We start from the raw sequence: 17,935 nt of genomic DNA, 5'->3' as shown, positions 1-17,935 counted from the left end.
GCTTGCAGCCTATTTGCATCCGATTCAGCGCTTCTTGATCCATTTGTACCAGACGAAGTAGACGAGAAGGGGGGTAGGGAAATGAAGAAGGCCCCAGATTCCCCAAAACCAGCGGTTGCGTCCCCGGCGCCCCGCATCGATGAACAGCCAGGTGCTCTGGGCCAGCAGCACGGTTAGGACGAGGATCCAGACATAGATCGGAACGTCGCTGATGGAAGGATTATTCCTGCTCATGTGCGGCAGCCTTTCTTCCCGAAGCAAGCTTGAGCACACAGGCGACAACCGCTCCGACGGCAACGAGAAGCTGGGTGGCGAGATAAGGAACGAGCGCGAACGCTGCCGCGCAGAATACAACCCCGAGCACGAGCGCGGCGACACCCCAAAATAGGAGAAGATCGCGAAGCAAAGCCTGGCGCTGTCTTGCCTGCACGGTTCGTACAAGCCCCTCCAGCTCGTTCAGTCCGGGACCCCCTTCATCCGGCAGCTCCCGGTCCAGCTGCCTGAGCTCGCGGACAAGTCTCGCTTCGACATCCGTTTCCATGTCGTTCGCCGATTCCTTCTCATCAGATTCCTTCATGGGCATCCAGCTCCTTCCGCAGGCGGGCCAGACCGTGATGGACGCGCGACTTGGCCGTCCCCGGCGATACGCCTGTCATCGTTCCGATTTCTTCGTACGAATAGCCGTAGTAATGCTTGAGCAGCACGGCGGCGCGATGTTCCACCGACAGAGCCTCCAGCGCCTCAAGCAGCTCGATGGACAAGCCGGGACAGGCTTGCTGCAGGCGCAGCCGTTCGGTGTCCCGGTATGCCCTCAGCCAGCGGCTTCTCCGGTCCTGCTTGCGCCTGTCGTCGAGAAACGCATGAGTCGCTATCTGCAGCAGCCAGGTCGTGAACTTCGCCTCCGCCCGATAGTTCCTTATGCCTTCAATGGCGCGGATCGCCGTTTCCTGAGCCAAATCCTCGGCATGAGGAAGGCTCAACGTGAGCTTGATCAGATACTTTTTCAAAAAGAGATAGTGCTCGTGAAGCAGCGAAGCCAGCGCATCCGGATTGCCCTTGCGCGCGAGAGCTTCCCGGCTGCCGAGAGGAGCGCCTGCAGCAAGCTTGCTTGATTCCGTCATCTTCGTTCCATCCTGACCTTCCGGCGTCGTATGTCCCTCACCGGCTTATTTGTTGTCGGCAGTTTTATATTTGTCGCCTGTCGGCAACGAAACGTTCATCGGAATCAAAAAAAGAATAAACGCTTTGCATGGAGCAAAGAGGTTTATTCTTCTTCGGATGGAGACCCCGGATAAGGCCGCCGGCTTCGCCCGCCCGCGAAAGGGGCTTTCCCGGACTTGCGGCGTTGGCGGCGCTCGGGAGCCCGTGCGGCCGATCTGGAATTCGGCGAAGCCGAGGAATCGCCAGAAGGAGTCGAAGGGCGGTCGGTGAGCAGATCGCCGGTCCAGCCTTTGTGCCAGAGCCAGGCATAGAGGGCGCAAGTCACGGCGACGACGGCGCCGCACATGATGATGAAGCCCCACTCGGAATTTCTGCCGGGCAGATGGAGAAAGTTCACGCCCCACAACGTTCCGGCGATGGTGGACGGAACGAACAGGGCGGTGAAGATAGTCAGCGTCTTCATGATGTCGTTGCCGCGGAAGCTCGCGATCGCGTCGTCCATGGCGATCAGCGTGTCCATCTCCGACGTGTAATGGGTCAGCAGCGAGTCGATCCGCTCCAGCTTGTAGCTGAGCCGCTGGAAGGAGGCGGACTGCACGATTCCGTCCATGAACGCTTCCTTGGCGGCGTCATGCACTTCGCGGACGGGGAGGAACAGATGATTCCAATGAAGCAGGTCATGGCGCCGCTCGAAGATGACGGGCAGCAATGCGGTCCGGTTGCGGTTATGCACCGCATTCTCGAGTCCGGTCAGCCGCCGCTCGAATTCGTCGAGGCCGCTGTGGAACACCTCGAGGGCGGCGCTCAGCAGCACCGCGAAACCTTCGGGTGCGGTGGCGCAGCGCTCCAGCGATTCGGACCAGGCGGATGTCTGCAGCCGCAGCGGCAGCCGCAGATCCTCATGCCAGGTGACGAGGCGCGATTCCTGCAGCCAGAAGTGAAGAGGGCGGGTGTCGCGCCCTTGCTCCGACAGCTGGATCATCAGCGTGCCGGAGAGGATGGAGACGCCGCCGCTCTCCTCCGTGTACGAGACGAGGTTGTGACGGCGATCCGAGGCTTCCCGAATCCATGAGCTGCAAAAAGGAAGCTCTCCGCACAGCCTGGCCGTCTGCTCGGCGCGGCTTTCCTCGGCCGCAGCTTCCGCTTCGGCCGAGGGGCCGGGAGCTGGCGTCGGTGTTCGCGACTTGCGGCTTCCGAGAGGGGGAGAAGGCGCTTCATCCGTGCTTCCCGGGAATGCGGAATCCCGCTGCTCCTGAATGATATGCCATTCCCAGCCTGCCGCATAACGGAGCATGCGGTGAATCATCGGAGCGCCTCCTTCCATGATGAATTGATCTTCAACATCATACCCCGAAGAGGTTCTGCTTACAACCGGACTCCAGGCAAGATGAAAAAACCGCATCCGGCAAGCCGGATGCGGCCAGTGAAAGACGATATGAGGGCAAGAGGCGCGGATCAGGCTTCATCATAGGCTTGTCCGTCTTCCGACAGGAGCCGCTTGAGCTTGTCGATGGCTCTCCTCTGGATGCGCGAGATGCTCATCTGGGAGACGCCCAGGCGATCGGCGATGAGACGCTGCGGAATGCCTTCCTCGAATGCGAGCATCAACACCTGCTGCTCCTCGGGCTTCAGCTGCTGGAGAGCGGCCTGCAGGTCCATCTTCTTGTCGACGGAGTCGAAGTCGTCCGCCTGCGAGCCGATCAGCTCGCGGAGCGTCGTCGTGCTCTCGTCCTCCGATATCGGCGTATCGAGTGAAATATAATGGTACAAGTCGCGGCCGCCGAGTATTTCCAGCGTTTCCTCGGTCGTAAGATCCATCCGCTCCGCAATCTCTTCTACCCGGGGAGAACGCTCCAGGCGTATGGTCAGCTCGTCGATAGCCTGCTGGACGGCAATCCCTTTTTCCTTGATCCGGCGCGGAACCTGAATATACCAGGACTTGTCCCTCAGGTAGTTCTTCATATGGCCGATGATGCTTTTCATGGCATAGGGCTCGAACTGCACCCCCATCGAAGCGTCGAACTGGGCGAACAATCGAAGCAGGGCCATCTGGCCTACCTGATACAAGTCTTCGTATAGATCGGGCCGATTCCGCGCGATTTTGCCGGCTGCCATCTTGACCATCGGTTCGTAATGGGTGATAAGCAGCGTAGCCGTATCGTTGTTGGGATTGCTTTGATATTCCAAAATCAAGGCTGTGCCCGCTTGCGGCGATTGGCTAGCCGGGTTCATGGTCATGCCAATTCCCCACTTTTTACCAGACGTTTGGTAAGAACGACCTCCGTCCCGATCTCGCTGCGCACTTCGACCTCATCCATAAGCGCCTGCATCAGATAGAGGCCGAGTCCTCCTGCCTGAATGTCATGGATGGACTTGCCATGCAGAGGCTCAGCTTTTTGAGCGACGGAAGCGGCGTCGAAGCTGGCCCCTTCGTCCTTGACGATGATCGACAGCGCATCGGGGGTGCGGACGAATCGGATCTCCATTTCACCGGCTCCGTCCGAATGCCCAGCATAAGCGTAGAGCACAGCGTTGTTGCAAGCTTCGGATACGGCGACCTTCATATCTTCGATTTCTTCATACGTAAATCCGACTTTGGTCGCGACTCCGTACAAGGTAAGACGAATCAGATCCAGATATTCGGATCTCGCCGGGAGGCGTAGAACTATTTTTTCTTCAGCAGGATTCATATCTTTTTTCGGTCCTTTCTCGGCGCAGGCGGAATTCTTAGGATTTGGTCAAAAAAGGAGTGATTCCGGTCATGTCGAACAGCTTGCGGATACCCGGAGGAATGGCTTCGACCTCGAACGGGGCGTTCTTGGCATGACGGGCTTTGAGCACGGAGACGAAGATGCCGATTCCCGTGCTGTCAATATATTTAAGGTCGCTCAGGTTAAGGATCAGCTCGCGGTCGGTCAGCTCCATAAGGGGAGCCATGGCGGCTCTGAGCTGGGACGCGGAGTCAAGGTCAAGCTCTCCGCTCAGGTAGACGATGCAGCGTCCTTCCTGAGTTTCGGTGCGCAGTTGGAACTTCTCGTTCTGGTTCATAGATCCCTCTCCTGATTAAGTGTCATGACAAAAATGATTTCATTAAATGGTCATACAGGATAAATAACCTGTCCGCCGATATCTGAAACAGCTTTTGAACCGATTCATCCTGAAATATATTCTTTCCAGAGCCGGTTTTTCCTTCCAAGGGCATGGGTAATGAACCCTAAGCGAAAATCGCAAGCGAAGGGAGGAACCGCACATGGATAACCGCAACGTACAGGTCGAAGAGCGGCATGTCGAGCATAAATCGGACTCCAGCATGGTGGCCGCCACATTCATCAAATATGCCGCCTACATCATCATCTTCTTCGGAGTGCTGTACTTCTTGATCCGCTATATCATCCCCATGTTCTGATCCGGCATGCGCCATGACGGCGCGGTCCGCATGAGGCGGACACCGCGAGGGAATAGTGATAATTGGCCTTACAATTCCGTACTGAAGGAGGAAGTCAGAATGAGCAAGACGATCGCTGTTTTCGACAATCAGGAAAATGCCGTCAAGGCGGTTCAGGCGCTCCGTGACGGAGGATTCGCCCCGGATGAGATCAAGGTGCTCGGACGCGACCGCGACTCGATCCGCTTCATCGAATCCGATACCGATGTCCATGCCGACGAGCTCCAGGACATCAAGGAAGCTCGCCGCAACGACTCGGGAGCTTACCCGCTGGATCGAACGGGCTTTGTCGTCGGCGCCGCGCCATTCGGCGGCAATACCATATCCAGCGGCGGAGCGCCGTTTTTTGCCGGCGGATACGTGCTTGCCGACGACGTCATCGGCGGAGATACGCCGTTCGAGTCGATCTTCAAGGAGCTTGGGCTCAGCGACAATCTGGCCGAAGAGGCGAGGGACGCCGTCGCGGAAGGCGGAATCGTATTGATCGCCGATCGCGAGGACGGATCGGACAGCGTCTACGAGGCGGATGGTCCTTCCCAGGATTCGCTGGCCGGAGCCGAGACGATCTTCCGTTCCAATGGCGCCACGACGATTCTGACCTAAGAAGCAATGCGATGCGGCCGCCTGCGAGGCGGCTTTTTGCGTTCGTACAGATTTACATTTATATAGAAGAAACAGCCCTTCAGATGCTGTGCGAGGTCAAAAACAAGCCTAAACGGAAGCAGGAGGCCTCTTTTGCGGACAATAGTCCGGTAGGCGGCGGCTCAGCCGGTTTGACGCTCCAAACGTTTTAGAAGTAAAATTTAATTAATTGAGTTAATTTCCGGGCCATAGCCTGGATATAGAGAGAAAGCGAGAGTGGTGAAAACCGTATGAGTACCGCAAGTCCAACCGCTGCGGGAGGAGCAGCTGGATTCAAAAGAGCTCCTCTGGTGGCTGCATTGATTATAGGAGCTTTCGTGTCCCTGCTCAACCAGACGCTGATCAATGTCGCCCTGCCCCAAATGTCCGAGGATCTGGGCATCACGACGAACACGGCCCAGTGGCTGACGACGGGCTTCATGCTCGTCAACGGCATCCTCGTTCCGCTTAGCGCTTATTTGGTCGCCCGTTTTTCAACGAGGCTGCTGTTTATTTTATCGTTGGTTCTTTTCTGCATCGGCACCGTCGTCTGCGCCGTCGCGGGAGGGTTTCCGGTCCTGCTGACTGGCCGCCTGATCCAGGCTGCCGGCGCCGGCATCCTGATGCCGCTGATGAACGTCGTGTTCATGACGATCTTCCCGGTCGAGAAGAGGGGCCAGGCGATGGGCATGATGGGCATCGCGATGATTTTCGCGCCTGCCGTCGGCCCGACGCTGTCCGGATGGGTCATTCAGCATTACAGCTGGCCGGTGCTCTTCTACATCGTCCTGCCGATCGCTCTCGTCTCGCTTGTTCTCGGCATGTTCCGCATGCGCAACGTGCTGCCGCAGTCCAAGCCCGTTCTTGATTACTGGGGCGTTGTCCTGTCGACAACCGGCTTCGGCGGCCTTCTGTACGGCTTCAGCGAAGCCGGCACGAAAGGCTGGGACAGCCAGCTCGTCCTCTGGATGCTCATCATCGGAGGCGTCAGCCTGGTGCTGCTCGTATGGCGGCAGCTCGTCATCAAAAATCCGATTCTGGAGTTCCGCGTCTTCAAATTCGATATGTTCACGCTGACGACCATCATCAACATTCTCGTGACGATGGCCATGTTCGCCGCGATGATCCTGCTTCCGCTGTACCTGCAGAAGATTCTGGGCTTCTCTCCGATGAAGGCGGGCCTGCTGCTGCTCCCCGGCGCGATCCTCATGGGCATCATGAGCCCTGTCACCGGCATCATCTTCGATAAAGTCGGAGCCCGCTGGCTGGCGGTCACCGGCCTTGCCATTACGGTCGTGACGACGTTCGAATTCAGCAGGCTGACCGACAACATGAGCTACACGCATCTGATCTGGCTGTACACCGCCCGTATGTTCGGCATGTCCATGCTCATGATGCCGATCATGACCGCGGGCTTGAACCAGCTCCCAAGGCGGATGATCGCGCACGGAACGGCGATGTCCAACACCTTGCGGACCGTTGCCGGAGCTCTCGGCACGGCGCTGCTCGTGTCGATCATGAGCAGCAGCGCCAAGAGCAAGGGCGCCGAGATGATTACGGCCGCCGGACTCGATCCGAAAGACCCGGCGAACGCCAAAGCCGTCCTGCACATCACCCAGGAAGCGACGATCCACGGCATCAACCTGGCCTTCCTGGTTGCGACCTGGATATCCGCGGCCGCGCTCGTGCTGGCGTTCTTCATACGCAAGACGCAGCCGCATGTCGAGGTAACTCCGGACAGTCCCGCGAAGCCGGCCGACTCCTCCCAGACTCCGGCGGCAAGCTCGCAGCAATAAAGAAACCGAAGAAACCTCCTTTGTCCGTCCGCGGGCAAAGGAGGTTTCTTGCGTTATATTCTCCCCGGGCGGTCAAGGGCGACAAGGTCGGCCAGCGGATGCTCGAAGCCGAGGATGAGATCACGGAGAATGGATGCCCCCATCATGCTGTATACGGTTCCGTTTCCCCCGTAACCGAGGCAGTAATAGACGTTCCTCCAGGCTGGATCGCGGCCGATGAAAGGAAGATTGTCCAGCGACTCTCCGAACGCCGCGCTCCATTCGTATTCGAGCGTGCTGTCCAGCATGGGGAACATGGAGGCGAGGCTGCGGGACAGCTTGTCCATTCGGCGCAGGCGCGCTTGCTCGTCATGGACGGGAGCGGCTGACGGCTCGTCCAGACCGCCGATGACGACTCTCCCCTCGGGAGTCGTGCGGACGTACAGGTAAGGACGGGCAGTCTCCCAGATCATCATGCGCTCGTGCCACGCGCCGAACGATGACTGCACCGGCGTGACACCGGCAAAGGAGCGGTTGATCTCCGCTTTGAGAAGCTTTCCCCTCAGCTCTTCGGGCTCATAGCCGACGGCATAGACGACATGGTCGGCCTCGACAATCGCGCCGCCTGCCGTTTCCAGCCGGTGGACTCCATCGGTACCGGTCGTATGCCGAGCCACTTCGGTTCCTTCATAGACGACCGCTCCGTTCGCTGCCGCTTCTGCGGCCAGGGCATGGACCAAGCGGAACGGGTTCACTTCCGCATCGCCCCGGGTCACGACCGCTCCTGGACCGGAAAAAGGGAAGCGGGACCGGATATCCTCGGCACTCCAGCAATCGACGGGGAATCCTGCTTCATGCAAAGCTTTATACTCCGCCTGCACGCCCGCAAGGTCCTCATCCGCGGAAGCGAGGTAGAGGCTGCTGCGGCGGCGGAAGCCGGTGTCCGCCGGAAGCGAGCCTGCCACCAGGGCGAGGTGCTCCAACGATTCCTTGCATGCTCGGTAAAAGCGTATCGCATCCTGCTTGCCGATCTGTTCCATCAGACGGCAGAGCATGATGTCGTTGGAAAATTGCAGCAGGCCGGTATTGGCCGAAGTGCTGGCTCCTGCTACGGCATCCCTTTCCAGCACGCAGCAAGAGATGCCGCTCCTGGCAAAAAGAAGCGCGCACAGCGCGCCGGACATGCCGCCCCCGATGATGGCGGCCTTGACCTTCGCATGGCCTTCAAGGGCGGGGTAGGAAGGGACGGCGGCGAGCGTATGCGGCCAATATAGGTTTCCCGCGTGATGGTCTTTCATAGTGGTGCACCTCCCGACTTATTATGGAGCGATCACCCTGAATTCATGAGGGCAAGCCAAAAAGCGGCGCCGTCCATCATTGATGGACGGCGCCGCTGCTTGAGACGATCAATCCTGGGCCGGATCGGGAACGAGCCCTTCCTCTTCGAGCTCGGAATTGGTGCGCATCCTTTCCATGTCCTTGCCGAGCCGCTTCATATCCTGCTCGTCTTGAACCATGGAGCCGTTGCGCGCATCCTCGATATCCCGGTGCTTGCTGCCGGCCTGGCCGTCAGGCTGGGGGAATTCCTCCCGGCTGCCTCCGCTCATGGCCATCGGCCTCCTTAGTTGTTGAAGCTGGAGTTGGATTTGTTGATGGACGGCGTGTCTTTCATCGCCTTGTCGTGGTTGTCGGAAGCTTCGCTCTTGATGTTGTCCACATGCCGGGTAGCTTCCGAAGCGACCTTCTGCGCATGGTCCTTCACGTCCGTTACGGCATCCTTCGTTTCCGCGATCGCGGTCGCGGCCGTTTCCTTGATGACATCCTGCTGGATCAGCGCTGCATCCTTGGCCTTGGCGGCCAGCTCCTGCACCTTGGAGGTGAGGGCGGAAGCCTTCTCTCCCGCCGTGCTTGCGACGCCCTTCGCCTGCTCGGTGAGCATGGCTCCCTGACGCTTGGCGTAATCAGCCGCATCCGAAGATTTGCGGGCGAGATCGGAGCGGAGCTCCTTGCCTGGCTTCGGTGCGAACAGCAGTGCCGCCGCCGCGCCGATCGCGCCGCCGATCAAAAGTCCTTTTGTCATTCCACCGCTTTTTGCCGTTGTTTCGTTTGCCATATCCGTTCATCTCCTTCAAGTGGTTGTTGTTGAATTTATAAACGTCTGCACGTCCGTTGAAACCTTAATTGCGGGCGGCGGCAGGAGGTTATCTTTGGAAGGAGTGGTGAACGGCCTCCCCGGACTGGTATAATGAATCGTCATGTTGAACGCTGCCGGAGCCGGACGGTTTGAACCTGCGGAGAGCCGGCAGAATATGAAGGTAGGATAATGTCCCGCAGGCAGGCAACTCCGGCCGCGGGGGGACGGGAAGGATGCTGAGGATGGAAGAACGTAACGAAGCTTTCCGTGACGGCGTGGAGCTGTCGATGACGACGCGAGGGGATTGGAAGGAGAACAGCCATGCCGGACATCTGGCTGCGCGGCATGCGGGTGGCGCGCCGGCCGCGCGCGCTGGCGATGCCGGGTCCGTCTCCTTCATGCGCTCGACGGCGAAGCCGCTGCAGGCCGCTGCAGGCATAGCGGCGGGATTGATGGAGCATTACGGGCTCCCGGAAGGCGCGATCGCCTTGATGTCCGCATCGCACCGGGGCGGGGAGCAGCATGTCGAGCTGTTGGAAAAGATGCTGGAGCTGACCGGCGTCCGCGAGGAACAGCTTGCTTTCCATCCCGATTATCCGCTCGGGCGGAACGAACGGGATGATGTCATGCGCAGGCAGCTGCCGCCGCGCAAGCTGTACCATACCTGCTCCGGCAAGCATATCGGCTTGCTCGCCTTTTGCCGGATGAACGGCTGGCCTCTGGAAGGATATACGGCCATGGATCATCCGCTGCAGCAGGAGTTGCTCCGCCATATCGCCCTGTTCACGGATCTGGATGAGAGCGCCATCGGAAGCGCCGTCGACGGCTGCGGCCTGCCTGTGTTCATCGTTCCTCTGGAGAGGCTTGCGCTGGCTTACGCCCGGCTGGCGAGTCCACCCGACGACTGGGCGGATGAGCCGCTGCGCAGCGCAGCCCGGCGGATCTCGGCCGCGATGCTTGCTTATCCCGACTTGGTCGAAGGACAGGGCAGGCTGGCCAGCGTGCTTCTCGCCTCGGGCATCGTGGCCAAAAGCGGAGCGCAGGGAGTGTTCGCCCTGGCTCTTCCCGAAGCCGGTCTCGGAGTCGCGTTCAAAGTGCTGGACGGCGGAGAGAGCGCATGGCCGGTCATAGCCGCCTCCGTGCTGGAGCAGGCGGGAGATGAAGCGGCCCGCCTTCGCGGCGTTGACGCCGCGAAGCTGACGGAAGCGGCCAGGAAGATCCGAGAAGCCTATCCCGAGGAAATGATCAACGACATGGGTACGGCGACCGGACGCAGGGAAGCCGTTCTCAAGCTGGAATGGACTTGAGCGCAGGCAATTATTTATAAAAACGGTCTGGACCTTTTCGGTCCAGACCGTTTTTTTTTTACGGCCGGTCAAGGCTCCCGCAGGGAATGCCATACCGACTCTCGGTAATCGGTCGGAGATTCGCCGTGGAAACGGCGGAACTGTCTGGAGAAATACAGGGCATCCTGCAAGCCGACGGACGAGGCGATCTGCTCGACAGTCAAATCCCGGCGTTCGCGAAGCATGCGCCGCCCCTTGTCGATGCGCAGCCGCAGGAGGAACGAAACCGGCGACATGCCGGCATGCTGCTTGAACACCCGGGACAGGTAGGCTCGGCTGTAGCCGAACGATTCCGCCATCCCCTCCATGCTGATCGGCTCCGCATATTGAGTGGACAAATACCGGATCATTTGGGAAGCGATGCCTCCGTCGTCGGAGCCTTCGCCGGGCTCCGGCCTCGATTCCCTGCCGCGCGCGGCGGCAAACTCGGCCAGCACGGCATGCAGGCAAGCGACGGCGCCGAGCTGAGCTCCCGCCGGCTGCCGCAGATAGCGCATGCTCCGCTTGAGCGCAAGCCTCGGTCGGCTGCAGCGTCCCGTATCCGCTGTCGGAGAGGCGACGTCGAACCCGGCGGCCGCAGCGGCATGCGGCGCCCATGGTCCTTGGAAGGCGATCCAGCGGTAGCACCATGGGTCGGCTGGATCAGCTTGATAAGAGACCAGCTGCCCGGGCTCGATGAGGAAGGATTGGCCGGCTTCGAGCCGATGGACGGCGCCGCGGCATAGAAACTCCCCTTTTCCCGACAGCACATGATGAAGCAGATAGAAATCATGCACCTTCGGCCCCAATCGATGTCCGGGCTTCGTCTGGCTCTCTCCTGCGAACAAAACCTCCAGCGGCATCTCCGCGCCTTCTTCGGAAGCGGGAACGACCTTGTAGTAAAAGCTCTTCTCCATCCGCCGATTCTCCTTCCCCGTCTCCGATCATGAGCCGCATGCTCTCTAGCGAAAGTGTACCCGAATTCTGCGCCGGGCGCGAGCGATAGAGGACCGGTACGAAGGAGGCATGCCTGCCTGGCCGCTCGCGGAAAGAAGGATGGGCATATCGGCCTTCGGCTTTGCTGGAGATCCCGGCCTTGTCGAATGATGCCTATGTTCTATTTCCTAGAGGGAGAGGGACTTGGGAATCAATTTTAATTTTAGTAAGAAAATTCCAAAAATTTCGATTGTGAATCCGAAAATACGAGACTATACTTGCTTTATTCTAAGACAAGATTCCTTGCCAATCGGCATGATTCGGATAGATCCGCATTTCGCTCGCGCAGCCACTGCAGCCAGCCCTTGATCCGCCTCCCTCCCGCATTCCCCGCAGCCGCTCCCGTTCCAGCGCTGCTTCCTGTCATCGGCTCCCGCAGCTATCATCCTACTCGATGCAGGGGCACTGCAGGGTGGGCCAATCCGATCCTTTTGAAGGGGGTGATGAATTCGACCGCCGTCCGGCGGCGGCAGCAGAAACGCTGATCCCATTAAACCAAGTATAGGGAGTGGTTAAGTTTGAATTTTAGAAAGAAAAGCAAGAGACCGATGGCTGTCCTGATGGCCGTCCTGCTCGCATTCTCGTTTCTGGAACCGATCCATGCGGCTGGCTCCGCAGCTTCGGACAAGCTTGACCGCAATTCATCCATTCAGAAAGCCGCGGCCGCCAAGGTGGACGGCAAGCTGCTCAAGCAGTTCGGGCAGTCGGAATACGTCACTTATCTCGTCAAAATGAAAGCCCAGGTCGATACGGCATCGGTGTCCAAGCAGGCGCTGCAGAAGGCTTCCCTGCAAAAGGCGACGCTGTCCGCGGCGAAGCTGTCCGCCCGCAGCGCGGTCGTCAGCACGCTTAGAGATACTGCCCTGCAGACTCAATCGGAGCTGGACGACTACTTGGAGAAAGCGCAGAAGAGCGGAAAAGTGAAGAGCTACAAAAGCTACTTCATCGTCAACGCGCTGGCGGTCACGAGCACGAAGGAGGTCATGGAGGAGCTCTCCAAGCTTCCGGGGGTCGACAAGGTGCTGCCCGACGAAACCCGCTATCTGCAGAAGACCGAGGTGAAGCCGGACGTGACGGCGCCCGGCGCCGGAACAGCGGCGCAGCCGGCCGCCGGAGTCCAGAAGGAGGCTGTAGCCGTGCCGGCTGCCGCGCCGAGCAGCGTGGAGTGGAACATCGCCCGCATCAACGCTCCGCAGGTATGGGCCCAGGGCATCGACGGGACCGGCATCGTCGTCGCCAACCTCGATACGGGCGTGGATTATACCCACCCCGCCCTGCAGCGCAAATGGCGCGGCCTGGACGCATCCGGCGCCGTCGTCCATCCGGAGCTGAGCTGGTACGATCCGCATAGCGGGGCGCTGCTGCCTTCTGACGGCGACGGCCACGGAACCCATACGATGGGAACGATGGTCGGCTCGGAAGCGGACGGCTCCAACCAGATCGGCGTGGCGCCGGGAGCGAAATGGATCGCGGTCCGGATCTTCGATCCGGAAACGACCGACAGCATCATTCTGGACGGAGGCCAATGGCTGCTCGCTCCGGTCGATGCGCAAGGCAATCTGCATCCGGAGCTGGCGCCGGACGTCGTGAACAACTCCTGGGGCGGAGGAGCCGGCATCGACGAGTGGTTCCGGCCGATCGTGCAGGCATGGAGAAGCGCGGGCATCTTCCCCGAGTTCTCGGCCGGCAACACGACGCTGACGAACCCGGGCGGACCGGGATCGGTCGCCAATCCGGCGAACTATCCGGAATCGTTCGCGACCGGAGCGACCGACATCTCCGACAACCTGGCCGACTTCTCGCTGCGGGGTCCGTCGCCTTACGGCGAGATCAAGCCGGAGGTGTCCGCGCCGGGCGTCAATATCCGCTCCTCGATTCCGGGCGGATATGAAGGAGGCTGGAACGGCACGTCCATGGCGGGACCTCATACGACCGCTCTGGCCGCGCTGCTGCTGCAGGCGAACCATTCCCTGACAGTCGACCAGCTGGAGTCCATCATCATGAATACGGCGACTCCGAGAACGGACAGTGCCTATCCGAACAGTCCCAACAACGGCTACGGGCATGGCGTCATCAACGCGCTGGACGCCGTAGGCTCCGTTCTTCAAGGCATCGGAACCGTATCCGGCAAAGTCGTGACCGGCGGGGATGATCTGGAGGAGCCCGTGCTGGAGCATGTGCCCGTAACGACGGCCTTCACCGGCTTCGACGTTCCGATCACCGCTCATGTCTACGACAATGTGAGCGTGAGCTCGGTCGAAGTATTCGCGCGGGCAAAAGGAACCCAGACGTACGTGTACCTTCCTGCCGAGAGAGTGTCGGGCGATTACAAGGACGGGATCTACTCGGCTTCGATTCCCGCATTCCTCGTGACGAAAGCCGGACTCGACTATTACATCCGGGTCAACGATTACGGCAATAACGGCATTCAATCTCCGGTCTACTCCGTTGAAGTCAGCGACGGCGTGAAGCCTGGCTACGCGCAGGACTTCGAGAGCGGCTGGACGGGCTTCTCGACCGGAGGCGAAGGCCTTCCATGGCAATGGGGCGTGCCGGTCAGCGGACCGGGCAGAGCCGCTTCGGGGCAGAAGGTCGCCGCGACCAATCTGACGGGCACCTATGCCTCCAACTCCAACTCCTATCTGCTCGCTCCTCCGATCGACCTGACGGACAGCCCGCAGGGCGCCGTCCTGAGCTTCAAGCACTGGTACGACTTGGAGACCAACTATGACAATGGAACCGTCTATATCTCCGCTGCAAGCACGAACAATGAATTCGTGCCGGCCGTTTCCTTCACCGGAGCGAGCGGAGGCTGGAAAACCCAGCATATCGACCTGGCTCCGTACGCAGGCCAGCAGGTTCTGGTCGCCTTCAATCTGTCGAGCGACAATACCCAGAACAAAGCCGGCTGGTATCTCGACGACATCTCCATCGACGGACCGGACAGCCAGGCTCCCGGAGCGCCGACAGGCCTTGCAGGCGAAGCCGACGTGCTCGGCAATGTCCGCCTGACGTGGACGCCGCCCGCCGACGAGGACCTCAAGCAATTCGTGGTCTACCGCGCGGCGGAGGGAAGCGCCTCGTACGAGCAGATAGGCGTCGCGCCGGCGGCTTCCTACACCGATACGGTGACGGCGACGCAAGCGACCTATTCGTATGCCGTATCGGCCCAGGACTACAGCGGCAATATCGGTCCGAAATCCGATCCGGTCACCGTGTCGGTCAGCAGGGCCGGCATCCTGTACGAGGATGACTTCGACGGGGATACGGATAACGGCTGGACTCATTCCGGCACGAAGGACGAGTGGGAGCGCGGCATTCCGACGGCTCTGGGACCAGCAGCGGCAGCCTCGCCTCCAAATGTGTGGGGGACGGATCTGGATTCGACCTATGAGTCGAGCGCCGATTATTCGCTCGTTTCGCCGCCGATCGATCTGACCGGGGCAGGACATGCGTCGCTGACGTTCAATCAATGGTACGAGATCGAGGGCCGCTATGACTTCGGCCTTGTGGAAGCCTCGCGCGATGGAGGCGCCACCTGGACGGAGCTGCTGCGCTTCTCCGACAACACCGCAGGCAAGCAGTGGACGCCGGTCGTCTACAATCTGGATGCTTATGCAGGCTCGACCGTGCAGATCCGGTTCCGGCTCAAGTCGGACAGCAGCGTCGTCAAGGCGGGCTGGTATCTGGACGACTTCCGCATTCTGGATACATCAGCCTCCTTGCAGACGCAAGGCGATGCCGCAGCAGCGGCGATTCCGGGCCGCCAGAAGAATTCGGTCCAAGGCCCGCTTCTGAAGGTCGGCCATACGGACGCAGCCAGCTTCAAGCCGCAGGCGCAGCCGCAAGCTCAGCAGCAGGCCGACCAAGGAAGCATCGGCATTCAGAGCCTTCCGGCAAGCGCGACGGTCACCGTGCTGGAGACGGGTCGCTCGGTCAAGACGGATCCCGCCACCGGCAAATTCTCCTTCTCCCATGTGGCTGGAAGCTACACGCTGAAAGCCGAAGCCTACGGCTACTATCCGCAAACGAAGCCCGTCGAGATCACGGACGGCGGCACGGCCAAGGCCAGCTTCAGCCTGGAAGCGATCCCGCATGGGCAAATCCATGGCGTCGTCCGCGACGAGCGGAGCGGGGAGCCGATCTCCGGCGCCGTTGTCGCCGTCCTGGAAGATGCGGCCGTTGCGCCTGTACGCACCGCAGCCGACGGAACCTTTACGTTCGACCTGCTTGAAGGGACGTACACCCTTTCCGTTCAGAGCGGAGATTATTACAGCAAAACGGTCTCGGTCACTGTGCCGGGCAACAAGGCGGTGGAGCTTGCCGTCCAGTTGAAGCCGTTCATCGGCTTCCCGGGCGAAATCGCCTACGATGACGGAACGGCCGAGAACGCCAGGGCGTTCAACGCCGCGAACAACGCCTGGGCGGTACGCTTCACGCCGGAAGGCGGAGCCGCCCAGGTGACGGGAGCGTCGCTCCGATTCTGGAACACGGAATTCCCGAATCCGGGCGGAACGGCTTTCAAGTATGCCGTATACGACGCATCGGGCTCCGCAGGAGCGCCGGGCAGGCTTTTGGCAGGACCCTATGATGGAACCGCCCTGCGCAACGATCAGTGGACGACAGTGACGCTTGCCCAGCCTATCACGGTATCAGGCGATTTCTACATCGTGTATATCCAATCCAATGCAGGTCTCAGTTCTCCGGGGCTCGGAACGGACGAAAGCGGCAAAAACGCGCTGCGCAGCTGGCAGCGGGTCAACGGCGTCTGGAGCCCGTCTCCCGTGGAGGAAGGCAATTATATGATCCGGGCGCAGGTGCGCTATGCTGTAAATGCTCCTGTCATTACGTCTCCGGCAGCGGATACGTATACGAATAATGCCGAGCTTGCCGTGTCCGGCACATCGGCGGCCGACGGCGCCGAGATCCGGGTCTACAACGACGGCCAGCCAAGCGGAACGGGAACGGTAGCGGGCAGGAAGTTCAGCGTTCCCGTCACCCTCCATGCCGGAGCGAATGTGCTGACGGCGGAAGCGGTGATCGAAGGCAAGGCGACGGACCGCTCGGAGCCGGTGACGGTCATTCTGGACCGGACGCCTCCGGCTCTGGCCGTGACATCCCCTGCCGAAGGCGCCGTGACGAACGCGGAGGCCGTGACGGTGACCGGCACTGCGGCGGATGAATTCTTCAAGCAGCTCACCGTCAACGGGCAGAAGGTTCAGCCGAAAGCAGACGGAAGCTTCACGCAGAAGCTGCTGGTCGAAGAGGGCGCGAATGCCATTACGGTCATCGCCTCCGATCTGGCCGGCAACGAGAATACGGTCGTCCGCAACGTCTATGTCAGCCGCAAGCTGCCGGCGCTCACGAATATCCAGCCTGCGCAGGACGTCCATATCCAATCCGGCCAATCGGTCGCGATTGCTTTCGACAGCAGCCCGGGACTGACGGCTTCGTTCACGATCGAGCTGCCCGCAGGGGCAAGCTCGCCGGCCCGCAGCGGCTTCCCGCTGACGGAGACGTCGCCAGGCCATTACGCGGGAACCTATCAGACTTCTTCCGCTCTTCAGCTGCAGGGCGGCATCATCGTCCTCTCGGCCAAGGATGCGGCAGGCAACACTGCCGTAACGGAGGCTCCGGGCAAGCTGTACGTCAGCGCTCCGGCGCCGACGCCAACGCCGACGCCGGTGCCTTCACCGACACCAACGCCGACACCAACACCGACACCGGTGCCGACACCAACACCAACACCAACACCAACACCGACACCAACGCCAACACCAACACCGACACCGACACCAACGCCAGTGCCTACACCGACACCAAAGCCGACGCCAACACCAAAGCCGACACCAATGCCAACGCCGACACCGTCGCCAACGCCGACACCAACGCCAACACCAACACCAACACCGAATCGTCCGCCTAGCGCAAAAATCAGCGCTCCATCCGTCGGACAAAAGAGCAAGGACATTACGTTCAATGCATCCGCATCCAGCGATCCGGATGGAAGCATCGCCAGCTACAGCTGGAGCTTCGGCGACGGCAAGAGCGGATCGGGAGTCAAAGCCGTCCATAAGTACAGCAAGGCCGGCATCTACAAGGTGACTCTCACCGTGACCGACAACCGGGGAGCCCAGAGCAATTCGGAGCATATCATCGTTATTTTCTAGCTTTTCCGGCATAGGAGCGATTCGGCTCTAATCGGATCTGATCAAGCGGCTGTCACCGTTTCCGCGGGTGGCGGCCGCTTTTTATCTATTGCGGCAGGCCGATCGCTTGTCAGGAACCGGCAAAATCGATCCCTTGTCAGGAAAGAGGGATGCGCGGATCCCATCCCGTCTTTCCTTCTCTGCGCGAACGACCGCCAACTATCCAGTTGGCGAGGTCGTTCTGCTTGTCAGGAAAGAGGGATGTGCAGATCTCATCCCGTCTTTCCTTCTCTGCGCGAACGACCGCCAACTACCTGGCCGGCAAGGTC

At 60.3% G+C, this 17,935-nt stretch carries 16 protein-coding genes; 5 read left to right on the top strand and 11 right to left on the bottom strand.

Features of this window, described 5'->3' with window-relative positions; genetic code table 11:
- Positions 1 to 24: 24 nt before the first annotated feature.
- The 7 genes from AC06G8_RS18100 to AC06G8_RS18070 form a co-directional block, all read right to left on the bottom strand.
- On the bottom strand, positions 25 to 234 hold the full coding sequence (locus tag AC06G8_RS18100; protein ID WP_447664975.1) for a sigmaY antisigma factor component: 210 nt from the start codon (positions 232 to 234) through the stop codon (positions 25 to 27).
- Positions 221 to 577: a YxlC family protein gene (locus AC06G8_RS18095; RefSeq protein ID WP_480283468.1), complete on the bottom strand. Its 357-nt coding sequence runs from the start codon at positions 575 to 577 to the stop codon at positions 221 to 223. The genes AC06G8_RS18100 and AC06G8_RS18095 overlap by 14 nt, the downstream gene beginning before the upstream one ends.
- Positions 564 to 1,121, bottom strand: coding sequence for a sigma-70 family RNA polymerase sigma factor (locus tag AC06G8_RS18090; protein WP_480283467.1), 558 nt, complete (start codon positions 1,119 to 1,121; stop codon positions 564 to 566). Before AC06G8_RS18090 ends, AC06G8_RS18095 begins: the two co-directional genes overlap by 14 nt.
- Positions 1,122 to 1,264: 143 nt before the next feature.
- Positions 1,265 to 2,467: a magnesium transporter CorA family protein gene (locus AC06G8_RS18085; protein WP_480283466.1), complete on the bottom strand. Its 1,203-nt coding sequence runs from the start codon at positions 2,465 to 2,467 to the stop codon at positions 1,265 to 1,267.
- A gap of 149 nt (positions 2,468 to 2,616) precedes the next feature.
- Positions 2,617 to 3,399 (bottom strand): sigma-70 family RNA polymerase sigma factor, encoded by a 783-nt coding sequence (locus AC06G8_RS18080; protein ID WP_480283465.1) that lies wholly within the window; start codon positions 3,397 to 3,399, stop codon positions 2,617 to 2,619.
- A complete protein-coding gene (rsbW, locus tag AC06G8_RS18075; protein WP_447664970.1) occupies positions 3,396 to 3,851 on the bottom strand; it encodes an anti-sigma B factor RsbW in 456 nt (151 codons plus the stop codon). The genes AC06G8_RS18080 and rsbW overlap by 4 nt, the downstream gene beginning before the upstream one ends.
- A gap of 37 nt (positions 3,852 to 3,888) precedes the next feature.
- Positions 3,889 to 4,209, bottom strand: coding sequence for an STAS domain-containing protein (locus AC06G8_RS18070; RefSeq protein ID WP_021880239.1), 321 nt, complete (start codon positions 4,207 to 4,209; stop codon positions 3,889 to 3,891).
- A 202-nt stretch (positions 4,210 to 4,411) separates the two neighbouring features.
- On the opposite strand from AC06G8_RS18070, the gene AC06G8_RS18065 reads away from it, so the two are divergent.
- The 3 genes from AC06G8_RS18065 to AC06G8_RS18055 all read left to right on the top strand — a co-directional run bounded on the left by AC06G8_RS18065 (position 4,412) and on the right by AC06G8_RS18055 (position 7,023).
- Positions 4,412 to 4,567 carry a hypothetical protein gene (locus tag AC06G8_RS18065; RefSeq protein ID WP_021880240.1) on the top strand — a complete coding sequence of 52 codons (156 nt, stop codon included), beginning with the start codon at positions 4,412 to 4,414 and terminating at the stop codon, positions 4,565 to 4,567.
- A 99-nt stretch (positions 4,568 to 4,666) separates the two neighbouring features.
- The gene (locus tag AC06G8_RS18060) at positions 4,667 to 5,209 is read left to right on the top strand and encodes a general stress protein (protein WP_447664969.1); all 543 of its coding nucleotides are present in this window, start codon (positions 4,667 to 4,669) and stop codon (positions 5,207 to 5,209) included.
- 269 nt (positions 5,210 to 5,478) lie between these two features.
- Entirely contained in the window at positions 5,479 to 7,023 is a 1,545-nt protein-coding gene (locus AC06G8_RS18055; protein ID WP_447665020.1) for a DHA2 family efflux MFS transporter permease subunit, read from the top strand.
- 53 nt (positions 7,024 to 7,076) lie between these two features.
- Here the strand turns inward: AC06G8_RS18055 and AC06G8_RS18050 are convergent, their stop codons facing one another.
- From AC06G8_RS18050 to AC06G8_RS18040, 3 genes are all read right to left on the bottom strand, one after another.
- Entirely contained in the window at positions 7,077 to 8,300 is a 1,224-nt protein-coding gene (locus tag AC06G8_RS18050) for an NAD(P)/FAD-dependent oxidoreductase (RefSeq protein ID WP_447664968.1), read from the bottom strand.
- A gap of 108 nt (positions 8,301 to 8,408) precedes the next feature.
- Positions 8,409 to 8,609: a hypothetical protein gene (locus tag AC06G8_RS18045; RefSeq protein WP_447664967.1), complete on the bottom strand. Its 201-nt coding sequence runs from the start codon at positions 8,607 to 8,609 to the stop codon at positions 8,409 to 8,411.
- Positions 8,610 to 8,623: 14 nt separating this feature from the next.
- Positions 8,624 to 9,115 carry a YtxH domain-containing protein gene (locus tag AC06G8_RS18040; protein WP_447664966.1) on the bottom strand — a complete coding sequence of 164 codons (492 nt, stop codon included), beginning with the start codon at positions 9,113 to 9,115 and terminating at the stop codon, positions 8,624 to 8,626.
- 263 nt (positions 9,116 to 9,378) lie between these two features.
- Between AC06G8_RS18040 and AC06G8_RS18035 the strand changes: the two genes are divergently transcribed.
- Positions 9,379 to 10,443, top strand: a complete 1,065-nt coding sequence (locus tag AC06G8_RS18035; RefSeq protein ID WP_480283464.1) for an asparaginase — start codon at positions 9,379 to 9,381, stop codon at positions 10,441 to 10,443.
- Between the two features lie 68 nt (positions 10,444 to 10,511).
- Here the strand turns inward: AC06G8_RS18035 and AC06G8_RS18030 are convergent, their stop codons facing one another.
- Complete coding sequence (locus AC06G8_RS18030) at positions 10,512 to 11,378, bottom strand: AraC family transcriptional regulator (protein WP_480283463.1); 867 nt, start codon at positions 11,376 to 11,378, stop codon at positions 10,512 to 10,514.
- A gap of 627 nt (positions 11,379 to 12,005) precedes the next feature.
- Between AC06G8_RS18030 and AC06G8_RS18025 the strand changes: the two genes are divergently transcribed.
- Positions 12,006 to 17,627 carry a S8 family serine peptidase gene (locus AC06G8_RS18025; RefSeq protein WP_480285464.1) on the top strand — a complete coding sequence of 1,874 codons (5,622 nt, stop codon included), beginning with the start codon at positions 12,006 to 12,008 and terminating at the stop codon, positions 17,625 to 17,627.
- Positions 17,628 to 17,935 lie beyond the last annotated feature (308 nt).

The organism is Paenibacillus sp. SJS-P3 (assembly GCF_056711585.1).
Note: the sequence above shows the minus strand (reverse complement) of the source record. Positions and strands in the feature narration are given on the sequence as shown.